Consider the following 13833-nt stretch of genomic DNA (forward strand, 5'->3'; position numbering starts at 1 on the left):
TCTGTCATAGCAGGCGTAGTTAGCTACTACATATGCAAATGGCTGGACAGCGGACATTAGACAGCAACAGTCTAAACGGAACAGCTCTCCGTAACGAGCAAGAAAGCCCTCAGAGCGGCAACTCTGAGGGCTTTCGTTTCGCTTCATGGAAATTTCACTTCATTTCTTAGCTACTATTAGTATATGCAAAATAAGTTAAAAAGTCAACTGCAATTTTTATTAATGCTTCGGCAATTAATGCTTCGGCAGTCTGCTCTTTAAAAACTCCACAAGCTCTGCCACACTCTCATCCATTTCTTCTCCTTTGTGGAGTATAAAACCAAAAATCACTTTACTGTCTCCAATATCCAGAGGGATTCCCGGTGTAGTTCCTTCTTTGTTTTCTGACAGGTAACTTCCGCTTATATTTGCCACCTTACTGTTCTTCAGCATTTTTTCCATAATATAATCACTGTTGGTCAGCACGGAAATATCAATATCCTTCCATTGGAATGCATCCTCTTTTACAGCACCGATGTCAAAAAATTCATCCTGATAATTCTGTATAAAACGGACGTCCTTCAGATCTTCCAGTTCTACCCTCTCTTTGCCGGAATTGTAAAGCTCTGTCAGCCCTCCCGGATACAGCATTACATCTGTTTCATAGATGGGTTCAAAATACATTTTGTTTTTTGACAGTTCATACAGGAAATTTTCCTTCTGCTGACTGAGGATATATACAAAACCAATGTCATCCATATAATCCCGGACTCTTTCCATTACGCTTTGTACGCCTGCTGTTGTTACCTGGAAATGGTACTTTTTTTCATAGGTTTCATTATAAAAATCCACAAACTGATTGGCAAACCAGGAACTGGGATTTAGAGATATCCTTATCCATTTTGTCATTCCGCTGGAAGCCATATTTTCCAGAACATTTACTTCATTTATAATTTTCGACGCATATTCATACATCTTATGCCCCTGTACTGTCAGTCTGATTCCTCTTGGCAGCCGTTCAAAAAGCTGCATTCCCAGCGTATCTTCCAGTCCCTTGATCACCTTGCTGACACTGGGCTGTGTAGAATACAGATTTTTCGCAGCATCACTGAATGAACCAGTCTGCGCACATACTACGAAATACTGTAATTGTTTTAAATCCATAAAGATTTTATCCCTCTTTCTGTTTTTATCCGCCATTAACCCTTTTTTCTATTTTGAGTTTTATCTTCATACATTCTGTGATCTGCCATAATGCGGATTTCATCGATCTTCTGGCTGTGTTCCGGATAAATAGCATAGCCACAGCTTGTATCCACGCTCAGCAGACGACCCTCTATATCAAAAGGCCGGTCAATGACACTTTTTATTCTTCTGACCATCATCTCACAGAATTCATCATTAATATTGCCCTCCTCAATGATCAGGGAAAACTCATCTCCACCGATGCGGAAGGCATAGTCTGTCTTCCTGATACATTTACACAATCTCCGGGAAACCGCCTTCAGCAATCTGTCCCCCATGTCATGTCCATAAGTGTCATTAACAGGCTTAAACCTGTCCAGATCCAGATAGAACATGGCAAATTTTTTATGCAGCTTTCCATTTCTTTTTAATCTTTCGGAAAGATAACGCTCATTATAAAGTCCTGTCAGTGCATCCGTATTTGCCAGCTTCTCAAGTTCATGCTTCTGCCCGATATCCTGAGCGATCAGCATTACTTTGGACAGTATACTGCCTTTCCATTCCACAGGTATCACTGACATTACTTTATAAGAAGATCTGTCAAGAGTAGAATATTCAAAGGTATACAGATCATCCTCAGACATAATAACTTTTCTCAGATGTTCCGGTGAAAGCAGATCATCCATCTGTATATTTATCTTTTCCGTAAGTACCACATACTCTCCGGACATACGCTGAAGAAGCTCCCTGTAATCACCTGTAGGATTATAATAAGACTCATTGTTCATCTCATAATATTCGTATATCCCGCTGTCCAGATCACAAACTGCAAAACGCTCTACAATCCTGGTTACTCCCTGAATAAGCTGGTCCATGGCGATGTTCTGCTTTAACATCGCTCTGCATTCTTTTTCCGTATTTTTCGAATCCGTCACATCACGAAGAAAAATCATGGCGTGTCTGACCTCTCCGTTCTCATCTGTATCTCCCTCCATCACTACATTCCGGATAATACGCAGCTCTCCGTCAAACACTGCTTTGCATTCCTGACTGAGTTCCCCGGTAATTTTTCTGAGTTCCTTCATAATATATTCCCGGTTGTAAATCTGCGCAACCGCCTCTTTACTCTCAGGACAGACATAATTATTAAGAAACATCTGTATCAGTTCATCCCATGTCCGGCTTTTGTTGAAAATTTCCTGAAGCGAGCCCTTTACTTTCATAGATTCAAATGTATTTTCCTGAAGATCCACATAATATTCACACAGATTCATATCTGTAAAAGCCCGGTGAAAAGCAGCTTCCCTTGCTTCCTGATTCCGGGCAAAGTGATCAGATCTGACAGATAATACCCAGATTGGCCGTCCTTTATTATCCCTGGCATCTGCCTTCACAATCCTTACCGATATTGATAAACCTTTACTGTCTGTAAGATACAAGGTGTGAGAACCCTGTAAATCATGAAGTCCTTCCGGTGAAAATATATGCTTTTGCTCATTACAGACCACACTGAGCATAGAGCCGTCTGATGCTTTCATAAATTCATCAAGGTCATCCCACCCCAAAAGCTGCAGAAAATAGTTACTTACACTCCAGATTGTCAGCTTCTCATCATAATAACCGGCGACTGTTCCCACCGGATCATTCTGTTTCAGTACATATTCAATAGCTTCCTGAACTGAAGGATTAATATCCGTATCTTCATTTGCGACATATATTTCAATCTTATTCATTTTGTTAAGCATACACCTATGCTCTGACATGATATTCTCAACCTTTCTTTAAAATAAAAGAGAATAATGCCCGCTACAATACAACAAGACATTACTCTCTGTATAAATGCAACTGGCTGCCATTTTACAGGCCCTTTAGCTTTGCGCCGCAGCCTTTCGACTGTTTTGCTGATACTGTATCTGTGGAATTATACAGTTACCTGGTGTGCCAACAAGTTGATTTCTCGAAGAATCAACTTGTCGGCACACTGGTTTATTCACAGACACATTATATATATTATATTTTTCATTTCTTATTACTGTTTACCATTAATATTTCCTGCACCGCTGTTTATTTGTTACTGTTTACTCCGTTCTCAGTAACATTTATATGCTTTGTAAATCCAAATAACGACTTGCCTCTTTCAATCGTCAGGTCAGTTAAACACTAATTGCAATATATTATTTGCATATCCCCTGAATAATGTCAACTGCTATTTTCCTTATTTCACAAAATTTATTCCAGATTGCAAACGACATACATTACATTTGTCATAATTAATCCTCTGAAATATTAAGACAGGTCCGTATTTTACGGGATAACGACCAACTATAATAACTCCATACAAAAACAGATCCAATATCTTATAATCAAAGATACAGGACCTGTTTTTATTATCTGAAATTCAGCCTGCAAGATTCAGCATTTTTAATAAGAACAGCCAGCTCAGGCCATAATAGGTAATTACTGCAACAAGGTCATTCACTGTTGTGATCAGCGGACCTGATGCTACTGCCGGGTCAATATTGATCTTCTTAAAGAACAATGGAATACAGGTGCCTACTGCACTGGAGATCAACATAGCCAACAACAGTGCCACACCGATACATCCGGATACTGCATAGGAAAACAAAAGTGTTTTTCCTTTAAACAGATAAATATACAATCCAATCAGCGCAAAAGACAGAATTCCAAGAAGTCCGCCATTACACAGACCAATTCTCATTTCCTTCCACACAAGTTCCAGTTTCTGCTTACCTGTCAGAGATTCATCCATCAGCACACGAATCGTCACAGCCAGAGACTGGGTACCCACATTACCTGCCATATCAAGGATCAAAGACTGGAAGCACATAATAATCGGAAGTGCAGTCACCACCTTCTCAAAAATTCCTACCACTGAGGAAACTACCATACCAAGTCCCAGAAGAATAATCAGCCAGGGCAGACGTTTCTTCATACTTTCTTTCAGTGGCTCCTTTAAATCCTCTTCTGCTGTCAGACCGGCCAGCTTCGCATAGTCATCACCCATCTCATCATCAACCAGGTCAATGATACTGGCAGATGTGATGACACCCAGAAGCTGATTATCGTTGTCAAGAACCGGAATAGAATCCTCAGAATAATCTTTCAGTTCTTCGATACATTCATCAATATTTTCTTCCGCATATACATATGGATAGGAAGTCACCACCAGATTCTCAAGCAGATCATCCCGTCTGGCAATGATCAGTTCTTTCAGATTAATGGCCCCATAAAATTTCTGCTGCTCTGTCACTACAAAAATAGTGGAGATATTGTCATTTTTTGCAGCCTGTTCGATCAGACTGCTCATTGCCTGCTTAACTGTCAGTTTATCTGTGATCACAATATAATTTGTTGTCATGCGGCTTCCGATCTCATCCTCATCAAAGGATGCGATCATCTCCACATCACGTCGAACCTCAGGTTCAAGCAGATCGATCAGTATTTTTTTCTTTGTTTTTTCAACTTTATTTAATACATCTGCAAGAGCATCTGTCTCCATTCTGGATAAAATGGCTGCTGCTTTTTTCACATCCATTTCATTCAGATACTCTGCTGCATTCTCCTCATCTGTATATTCAAAAATATCAGAAAGCATATCTATATCCAGGATACGGTACAGCTTGCACCGCTCCTGTACAGTCAGTTTCGGCATTACATCTGCCAGATCATTCTCATGATAATCCTGCAGCCTTTCTCCCATAACGGCCGGAGAGGTGTTGCTGCGGATGATCTTCAGAATTTCTTTGGAATAATCCTGTACTCTTTTCTCCATTCTTTCATCCTCCGTTTTTTTGCATAAAAGCACACCAAAAGAAAGCAGTCTGTTATTTATTACATTTTACTGCCATTTCTTCCATGCTTTTTCCAGCACAATAAACCGCAGGGTATCAAACCATAACCTGCTATTCATCCGCTGTCCGTAACTGTCCGGCATCTTCGCCGGATCATTACTGCTCAATATGTAATTGCATGATTCGGGGGAATTTCATAAATACAGGATAAGAAATGAAAAAGACATCCGATCTTCCACATACAGAAACTGTCAGATTACAGACAGTAAAAAACTCCTATTTTATATGCATACATGGAAAATCCTGAAAATATATGACTACAGCAGAACAAAAACGGCTGCTATACTCATATACTCTTTTTAATTCAGATCCTGTGCTACTACTTCGCCCATGAGAATCGCAATTATCCATTCTGTTCCACCTGCCTTTTCTTTAAAATTTACGATTTCGGATATCAGACCCTGTTTTCGGGAATCTGATTTCTAACAGCAAATTTTATGCTGTTCCCTATTTTGAAACAGCATTTTTAAAATTATTTTCAATTTGCACAGTTATTGTAACCGCCCAGTAGAGAAAAAGCAACCCTGTTTTCTCATTTTTACATTAATTTTTGTTAATGTTAACGATAAGTTTGCTTCTTTTATTCCTAAATGATAGAATATAATCAGAAATTTGCAAATAATAAGATTATTGCCATAAACATGCAAGACTATAATTGATATTCACAGGAGAAAAAATATGTCATTTATCAGTGTATTTGATGTTATGGGGCCGAACATGATCGGTCCTTCAAGTTCACATACCGCAGGTGCGGCGCGTATTTCCTATCTTGCCCAGAAAATGATCGAAGGCCCGTTAAAGAGAGCCGACTTCATCCTGTACGGCTCTTTTGCAAAAACTTACCATGGTCACGGTACTGACCGAGCTCTGCTGGGTGGTATTATGGGATTCTCTACTGATGATATGCGCATCCGAAATTCTTTTGATATTGCTCATGAAAAAGGTCTGAAATTCTCTTTCACTCCAAATGAGCAGGAAACAGATATTCATCCGAACACCGTAGATATCTGCATGGAAAATGAAAAAGGCCAGAAAATGACCGTACGCGGCGAATCCCTTGGAGGCGGCAAGGTCCGCATTGTGAAAATCAATCACGTACAGGTAGACTTTACAGGCGAATACAGCGCAGTGATCGTGATTCACCAGGACACTCCTGGCGTTGTAGCCTATATTACCAAATGCCTGAGTGACCGTAATATCAATATTGCATTTATGCGTCTGTTCCGTGAAGGCAAGGGGGATATTGCTTATACAATCGTAGAATCTGACGGTAAACTTCCTGAGAATATCGTTCCTGCAATCCGTGAGAACCCGAATATTCATGAAGTTATGATCGTACAGATGTAAAGAAAGGAGGATTTTTATCATGGATTTTAAAAATGCAAATGAACTCTTAGCACTCTGTGAAGAAAAAAATCTTCCTATCTCAGAGATTATGCGTATCCGTGAGATTGAGCTTGGCGAAACAGCCTCTGAGATTGTAAATAAAAAAATGATACGAGTACTGGGAATTATGAAAGATGCTGCTTTCTCACCAATCAGACAGCCGGTAAAATCTATGGGTGGTCTGATCGGCGGCGAAGCCAGAAAGCTGAGTCTCCACGCTCAGGAGAAAAAAGGTCTCTGCGGAAATCTGCTTCAGAAGGCAATTACTTATGCTATGGCTACACTGGAAACGAATGCCTCCATGGGGCTGATCGTGGCCTCTCCTACTGCCGGTTCTGCCGGAATCGTACCGGGGCTGATGCTGGCAATGCAGGAACATTATCAATTCTCTGATGAAGAGATTATACGGGCATTATTTAACGCAAGTGCCATTGGTTATCTGGCAATGCGAAATGCAACTGTTGCAGGTGCGGTAGGCGGATGCCAGGCCGAGGTAGGGGTTGCATCTGCAATGGCTGCATCTGCTGCTGTAGAGCTGATGGGAGGTTCACCGAAAGAATGTACTTTTGCTGCATCTACTGTTCTTATGAACATGCTTGGTCTGGTATGCGATCCGGTCGGCGGTCTGGTAGAATATCCATGTCAGAACAGAAATGCTGCAGGTGTGGCAAACGCTATAATTGCCGCAGAAATGGCTCTCGCAGGAATCCCGCAGTTGATTCCTCTGGACGAAATGATCCAGACGATGTTTACCGTGGGCAAAAAGCTTCCTGCAGAACTGCGTGAAACTGCTATGGGAGGATGCGCTACTACGCCATCTGCATGTAAAGCATGCCATATATGCAGTTAACAGGCTGACAAATAAAAAAACTGTCTCTGTAATGCACCTATTTTCTACGTATAATGTGCATATACAGGACAGTTTTTTATTATTTTTCCAGCTTTGCCAGCACTTTTGATGTAAAATGTGTATCGAAAAACTGAACAAAAGGTCCGAATCCAAATGCACTGACCAGTGTTCCCAGTCCGACGATTCCCCCTGCAAGCCAACACACCAGTGCACTGATCGCATCATTAGATACTCTGCACCAGAAATACGGAATTTTCGGCCATTTCTCTGTCATGATCAGAGAAATACTGTCATATGGTGCAACTCCCTGTTTCGGAAGCTGGTACATGGAAATTCCAAGGCTTGTTATGATAACTCCAATAAATACGGTAACCACCTGCATTGCCATCTGATCCGGTGCATCGATCACAGATGTGATCAGGTTATAGAAAAATGTAACAAAATATCCAAGAAATAACGCATTTATGATCGTTCCCAATCCGATAAGCTTTCTTCCCCAGATAATTTCTATTACAAAAAATCCCAGATTCAGAAGAATTAAAAAACGGGCATATTCAATTCCCACACATTCTGCCAGTGCCATGACCATTCCGCTGAAAGGGTCATTTCCAAGACCGGAAAGTTTAAAAATTGCAATTCCCAAACCAAGGATTATATTTCCAATCAACATTACGACCACATACTTCCAGTTTATTTTTCTGATCCATTCACTCATCTTTTTTTCCTCCGTAAAATTAACTCTTTCTATCATATCAGACAGTAAAATACTTTACAATATTCTTTCTGTAAATTGTTTTCCACTATTTTATTGTGATTTTGGCATATTCATGCCAAAACACCTCGCGGGATAGTGGTATGTGAACAGTTACAAAACTACTTGATTTACTCCGTGAATGTGACTATAATGAGAAAAGCGTATATAGGTGTATATACACCCTTCTATACATAATAAAAACAGGAGAAAATATAATCTATGGAAAAGTTAAAAGCATTTCTCAGACGCAAAGACATCGAAATCTCTATAAAACGTTATGGAATCGATGCCCTTGGTGCCATGGCACAGGGTCTTTTCTGCTCCCTGCTGATCGGCACGATCATCAACACACTTGGAACACAGTTTCATATTTCATTTCTGACCACTGCTGTGGCAACTGTAAACGACACCCAGTATACCGTAGGCTCTCTGGCATCTGCAATGAGTGGTCCTGCCATGGCTGTCGCCATCGGCTATGCGCTGCATTGTCCGCCGTTGGTGTTGTTTTCATTGATTACTGTTGGCTTTGCATCTAACGCATTAGGCGGTGCAGGCGGACCGCTGGCTGTATTATTTGTAGCCATCTTCGCTTCCGAAATCGGAAAAGCAGTATCTAAGGAAACCAAAATTGATATTCTGGTCACTCCACTTGTCACGATCGGTGTAGGTGTTGCCCTGTCCGCATGGTGGGCTCCGGCACTTGGAAGTGCAGCGATGAAAGTGGGAAATATTATTATGTGGGCAACCAACCTGCAGCCGTTCCTGATGGGAATCCTTGTTTCTGTATTTGTGGGTATTGCACTGACACTTCCTATCTCATCTGCCGCAATCTGTGCTGCGCTTGGCCTTACCGGACTTGCCGGAGGAGCTGCTGTAGCAGGCTGCTGTGCACAAATGGTAGGTTTCGCAGTAATGTCCTTCCGCGAAAATAAATGGGGTGGTCTTGTTTCTCAGGGAATCGGAACATCCATGCTCCAGATGGGAAATATCGTAAAAAATCCACGCATCTGGATTGCACCGATCCTTACTTCTGCCATCACCGGACCTCTTGCAACCTGTCTGTTCAAGCTTCAGATGAACGGAACCCCTGTTTCTTCCGGTATGGGTACCTGCGGATTCGTAGGACAGATTGGTGTATATACCGGCTGGATGAATGATATTGCAGATGGACTTAAAACCTCAGTTACAGGCTGGGACTGGGCAGGTCTCCTGATGATCTCCTTCATCCTCCCTGCAATTCTGTGTCCGCTCATCAATATGTTTATCCGTAAGCTTGGGTGGGTGAAAGATGGAGATATGACACTGTCATAATCTTCGTTTTATCCATTACCTTCTATAAAAATTCTGTTTCCATAACAGAAAACAGCTGCACTACCTGTCATCTGACGTACTGCTCACAGTTTTATCCCTGAGCATACTTTTCAGACAGTATCGCAGCTGTTTTTATAATAATTCTTTAAAATAATCTTTATTTTCTTTTATCTTTCTACTTCTGTATATTGATTTCCTTCTGCATCGCGCAGATTATCATCCACATAAATTTTTCTTCCTGCTATATCCAGCCGTTCCTTATAATCAAGTGATACACCGCCAAGCATAGCGGCTACAAATGAAAAAACAATCGTCATTCTGCAAAATGTCTGAAGAAATCTGAGTGCACCATAAATAAACAGATTCTTATAATAAGCAGATCTGAATTCCTTTTCTACACCCCTTGCTGTAATTCGATACATAAACATAACTACTGCCAACAAAAAGATTCCAACTATCAAAAGAAATATTCCTGCTTCACGATATTCTCCTGTCAGATGATATGCTCCTATCAGTAACATCGCAGGTGTAAGCAATGTCATTATAAAAACCATTTCTGCTCGAAATGTATAAAAACGATACATTAAGAACAATAACACCAATACAGCAACCAAAAACATAGCATTTTACTCCTTCTTACAATATTTTTTTTCGCAGTTATGATAATAACACAGATAACGCTTATTACTGTTTTAGGCACTGATATTAGACAAAATTTCTATAAAAGCTTTGCATTTTCCATCCTTCTCGCTTATACTTATATATGTTACATTTTAAGGAAGGATTTTGTTATTACTATGAGTGATTTTTCACAAAGACTTGAAAAAGAAATACAAAATACAGGCAAAACATTATGTTATCTTGCCGAAGCCAGTGGTCTGCAATTAGACTATATCTCCAAAATGAATAAAGGAAAACGCATTCCCAAAGAAGAAGACCGTCTGGTACGGCTTCTTGACGCAATGGAATGTACCGCCGGCACAAAATCTGATCTTCTGCTTCTCTACCGACAGGAAAAAATGGGAAAAAGCCAGTGGCAATGTATGGAAGAACTGATCCATATCATCCAGCAGGATGTAATTGAATTTCCGACAGTTTCTGCCTCTGTCAGCATATCAGACACCCCAAATACAATCTCTATCCTGGATAACGAGTTTGCCATTTACTCCTGGATTCGAAAAATAATGATAAGTACATCAGATTCAGAAATTTATTTATGGACTTCAGAAATTTCTTCAGAACATTTACATTATCTCATTCAGATCATACATGAAGCACCATATCAGAGGCTGGAACATCTTTTTCCTTTGCTGCAGAATCAGAATGCCGACAATACATTAGATAACCTGAAAAAAATATCCATCTTAAAACCAGCTATGTTTTGTGAAAGCTATGAACCTTTTTATTATTATATTACCCCCTCTGTATCCGAAGAAAAAAAATCCGGTCTGCTTCCAAACTGGCTGATCACAGATAATATTGCCCTTGGAATAAATTTCCAGACATCAAAAGGAATCATCATCAGAGATACTCAGCAACTACAATTGTTGAAACATGAATTTATCCGCGAAAAAGTGCTGGCCAGAAAAATGCTGTTTCGTTCTGATCTGGATTCTTATGTAAAAGATGTAAACACTATGATGAGCGAAGGTTATGTAACACACAACTATTACATTGAATATTCTCCATGCCTTCTCCATCTGATTCCAGCAAATATACTTGAACAGCAGATTATACTGGATACAGTCGAAAAGGAACCATTACTTGTTTCTCTTTCTCAACGTACCCGACATATGGAAAACGAAAACATGGTACATATTTTCTGTATTTCAGGTCTAAGGCAATTCATGGAAGAAGGACGTATAGCTGGTTATCCTGACATGCTTTACAAACCATTTGATCCGTCTTTACGTCTGTGGCTTCTAAAAAGTTATTATCAATACATGCTTAACACACCACACTCCTGTATCTGTGTAAAGGAAAATTTCATCCATCTGCCCAGACATATTTCCATTGTATCCAGTTCTAATGTCAATAATGGCATTGCTTTCTGGAATAACACCAGCCGTGGTCTGCAATACTATGTCTTAAAAGAATCCGGGTTTTCCCAAAAGCTTTATGAATTCTGTCAGTTCCTTGATAAGGGTAATATGGCATGGTCAGAACAGGAAACTTTGGGAATTATCAGAAATATGATTCTGGAATATGGCGGAACGTTGTAATCTATGTTTATCAGACTACAACAGATTCTTTAATAATAAATATTTTCAAAGACACCTGAAAAATAAGCGCTTACTTTTCAAATTCAAAATCCCCAGACATGATGTTATTTTATGACATCATGTCTGGGGATTTTCTTTTTGTTGGATTTTCTTTTTGTTGGATTTTCTTTTTGCAGGCTACCTTGAAAACAATCTTGAAAAAAATCCTTTCTTTTTTGCCTTCTCAGGTACTTTCTGTGCATTCTGATTTATGTATTCCTGGAACATTCGCTTTGAATCTCTGATCATTCCGTTTAACTGTGCATTATTATCAGCGTTAATCCCATCGCACAATTCAACACCTTTTCTTGCATAATATAATGCATTTTCATCATGGTTTAGTCTTATATTTGCCACCTGAAGCATCTGATAAATCGGTATCTGATAAACTGGCATTTCTTCCTGCAATATCAAATCTCTATGATTATTCAATAACAACAGCACTTTTTCTGCTGTTTCTATTATCTGTTCAGGGTTTACATTCTCTTCCTGAACATTTTGCAGATACATAGATCCGCATCCTACGCAGATTCTGATGAATGTTTTTTGCACATTTTCTCTCACTTGTTGGTTTAAAATTTCTGCATTCCACATATATTCAATACTTTCTGCCATAAACCAACTCTTCTCAGCCAATTCTGCACATTCCTGTCCCTGAATCTTCTTTACTGTTACAATAGAAATACATGCCAACATTCTTATGAGTTCATTCATCAAGAAAATTTCTGCTGTTTCTTCTCTGGATTTTCCCTTCTGTTCTTTTTCAAAATCTCCCTGTTGGTATTCCACAAATTTCTGTAATTCACTGACAACTTCCAGATTGTTCCCCTGTGAATCATCCATTTCCAGTTTTTTGATCATAACCCATATCAGATTTTGATATGCATTCTTCCATTCCCTGGATTTTTCCGCACTATTACTAATAGCCATACAGCTTCTTAACATTTCTATTTTATCATATGTCTGCATATATGGGCTATTCAAAATTCCAAGAACTTTAAAAGCCATACAATGAAAATCTGCTTTTTTTACTGCATTCATCAATAATTCAGGATATTTCTGAGATTCAAGAAACTCGGAAGCAAATATTTCTTTCTGTTCCTCTGCAATGAGGCATTTCTTATTTGTATTTTCTCTGCAAAATCTACTTCCCTGTAAAAATTCTCCAAATATATTTTCAAAAACAGCCTGTTTTACAGTTTCTTCCATAGTCATTCCGCGAAACCGCATCTGCGGACAGTCCAATTTTTCTGAAACTGCTGTAATTTCATATTTTTCTTTTATTTCAATCAGCGCCGGTACAATTAAATATTCTGCTCCTGTCAGTATTTCCAGACGATTATACACATCTTTATACGGAGCGTCTGATTTATCTCCTCTGGAAAATATCAGCTTGGGAAATGACTTCCAGCATATGCCTTCCAAAATATGCTCTTTCACCTTCACTTGTGCCAGTTCATAGATACAATCATATCCTTCCTGAGTGCTCTTTACAGTAACATAGGTATCTGACTGCACCGAATATAATTGTTCTTCATAATAATCTGACAAAAATATTCTGTCACTCCAGTGTTCCCAGGAATACATGTAATCCATGTATGATTCATACACATTATTTCCAAACAATCCTGTCGTAGGTCCTGTGAACAATGCATTCCACGTTTCATATCTGTCAATTTTCTCATTATAAGCTTTTAGCATTTCTGCCTGCTCTTCTTTACTATACGGCGAAATTTCTGTTCGTTCACTTGTTTTCTGTACACTAACTCCACCTTTACGACGTCCATGTTCAATCAGAACAACTATTATAAGCTCTTCTTTTGGCAAAAAATCTATCTCAAAAGAAACATCCCATGGCTTTTCGTCACAATAAGTTCTGTAATTAATTCCTGAATTTATTACTTTTTGTATTGTTTGGGCATCAAGATTTTCCCACGGAGTATAAATAGGAAATTCCATATCATTTTCCCTCTACGTTTTCTATTTTAATATCTTTATTGAAACTTTCCCGCCAATTCCGGCCTGACATTGAACCTTGATAATATCCCCATCCTTTAAATTCAGATCCAGATATCCATCTCCGGTTTTAAACATTGCTCCTGCCATTGATTTTGCAAATCTACTGGTTGCCATGGTATCTGCGATCCCATTCCCTTCAACAACTCCTATTATTGATCCTATTAAATTAACCTATTGTGCTACTTCAAATAGATTATGTGAAAACCTGTAAAACCG

General features: G+C 39.3%; 11 protein-coding genes and 1 riboswitch. Of the genes, 4 read left to right on the forward strand and 7 right to left on the reverse strand.

Annotated elements, in window-relative coordinates:
* Window positions 1-234: 234 nt before the first annotated feature.
* From LJE11_RS15340 to mgtE, 3 genes are all read right to left on the reverse strand, one after another.
* The gene (locus LJE11_RS15340; protein WP_008706769.1) at window positions 235-1143 is read right to left on the reverse strand and encodes a LysR family transcriptional regulator; all 909 of its coding nucleotides are present in this window, start codon (window positions 1141-1143) and stop codon (window positions 235-237) included.
* 35 nt (window positions 1144-1178) lie between these two features.
* Window positions 1179-2897, reverse strand: coding sequence for a sensor domain-containing diguanylate cyclase (locus tag LJE11_RS15345; protein WP_227296182.1), 1719 nt, complete (start codon window positions 2895-2897; stop codon window positions 1179-1181).
* Window positions 2898-3001: 104 nt separating this feature from the next.
* Window positions 3002-3077, reverse strand: a riboswitch (cyclic di-GMP riboswitch).
* A 485-nt stretch (window positions 3078-3562) separates the two neighbouring features.
* Complete coding sequence (gene mgtE / locus LJE11_RS15350; protein WP_008706771.1) at window positions 3563-4957, reverse strand: magnesium transporter; 1395 nt, start codon at window positions 4955-4957, stop codon at window positions 3563-3565.
* A gap of 757 nt (window positions 4958-5714) precedes the next feature.
* On the opposite strand from mgtE, the gene sdaAB reads away from it, so the two are divergent.
* Both sdaAB and sdaAA read left to right on the forward strand, forming a co-directional pair.
* Window positions 5715-6383: an L-serine ammonia-lyase, iron-sulfur-dependent subunit beta gene (sdaAB, locus tag LJE11_RS15355; protein WP_008706772.1), complete on the forward strand. Its 669-nt coding sequence runs from the start codon at window positions 5715-5717 to the stop codon at window positions 6381-6383.
* A 19-nt stretch (window positions 6384-6402) separates the two neighbouring features.
* Entirely contained in the window at window positions 6403-7272 is an 870-nt protein-coding gene (gene sdaAA, locus LJE11_RS15360; RefSeq protein WP_008706773.1) for an L-serine ammonia-lyase, iron-sulfur-dependent, subunit alpha, read from the forward strand.
* Window positions 7273-7351: 79 nt separating this feature from the next.
* On the opposite strand, the gene LJE11_RS15365 is transcribed toward sdaAA, so the two are convergent.
* Window positions 7352-7987 carry a YczE/YyaS/YitT family protein gene (locus LJE11_RS15365; RefSeq protein ID WP_008706774.1) on the reverse strand — a complete coding sequence of 212 codons (636 nt, stop codon included), beginning with the start codon at window positions 7985-7987 and terminating at the stop codon, window positions 7352-7354.
* Window positions 7988-8245: 258 nt separating this feature from the next.
* Between LJE11_RS15365 and LJE11_RS15370 the strand changes: the two genes are divergently transcribed.
* Window positions 8246-9337, forward strand: coding sequence for a PTS transporter subunit IIC (locus LJE11_RS15370; protein WP_008706776.1), 1092 nt, complete (start codon window positions 8246-8248; stop codon window positions 9335-9337).
* A 167-nt stretch (window positions 9338-9504) separates the two neighbouring features.
* Here LJE11_RS15370 and LJE11_RS15375 read toward each other — a convergent pair whose 3' ends face one another.
* Window positions 9505-9891 (reverse strand): hypothetical protein, encoded by a 387-nt coding sequence (locus LJE11_RS15375; protein ID WP_161283240.1) that lies wholly within the window; start codon window positions 9889-9891, stop codon window positions 9505-9507.
* Window positions 9892-10134: 243 nt separating this feature from the next.
* Between LJE11_RS15375 and LJE11_RS15380 the strand changes: the two genes are divergently transcribed.
* Window positions 10135-11559: a hypothetical protein gene (locus LJE11_RS15380; RefSeq protein WP_020993566.1), complete on the forward strand. Its 1425-nt coding sequence runs from the start codon at window positions 10135-10137 to the stop codon at window positions 11557-11559.
* A gap of 177 nt (window positions 11560-11736) precedes the next feature.
* Here LJE11_RS15380 and LJE11_RS15385 read toward each other — a convergent pair whose 3' ends face one another.
* Both LJE11_RS15385 and LJE11_RS15390 read right to left on the reverse strand, forming a co-directional pair.
* Window positions 11737-13557, reverse strand: coding sequence for a hypothetical protein (locus LJE11_RS15385; protein WP_008706782.1), 1821 nt, complete (start codon window positions 13555-13557; stop codon window positions 11737-11739).
* 21 nt (window positions 13558-13578) lie between these two features.
* The gene (locus tag LJE11_RS15390) at window positions 13579-13731 is read right to left on the reverse strand and encodes a hypothetical protein (protein ID WP_227296184.1); all 153 of its coding nucleotides are present in this window, start codon (window positions 13729-13731) and stop codon (window positions 13579-13581) included.
* Window positions 13732-13833: the final 102 nt, after the last annotated feature.

The sequence above is a fragment of the Blautia sp. DFI.1.216 genome, assembly GCF_020594215.1.
Lineage (GTDB): Bacteria > Bacillota > Clostridia > Lachnospirales > Lachnospiraceae > Blautia_A > Blautia_A wexlerae.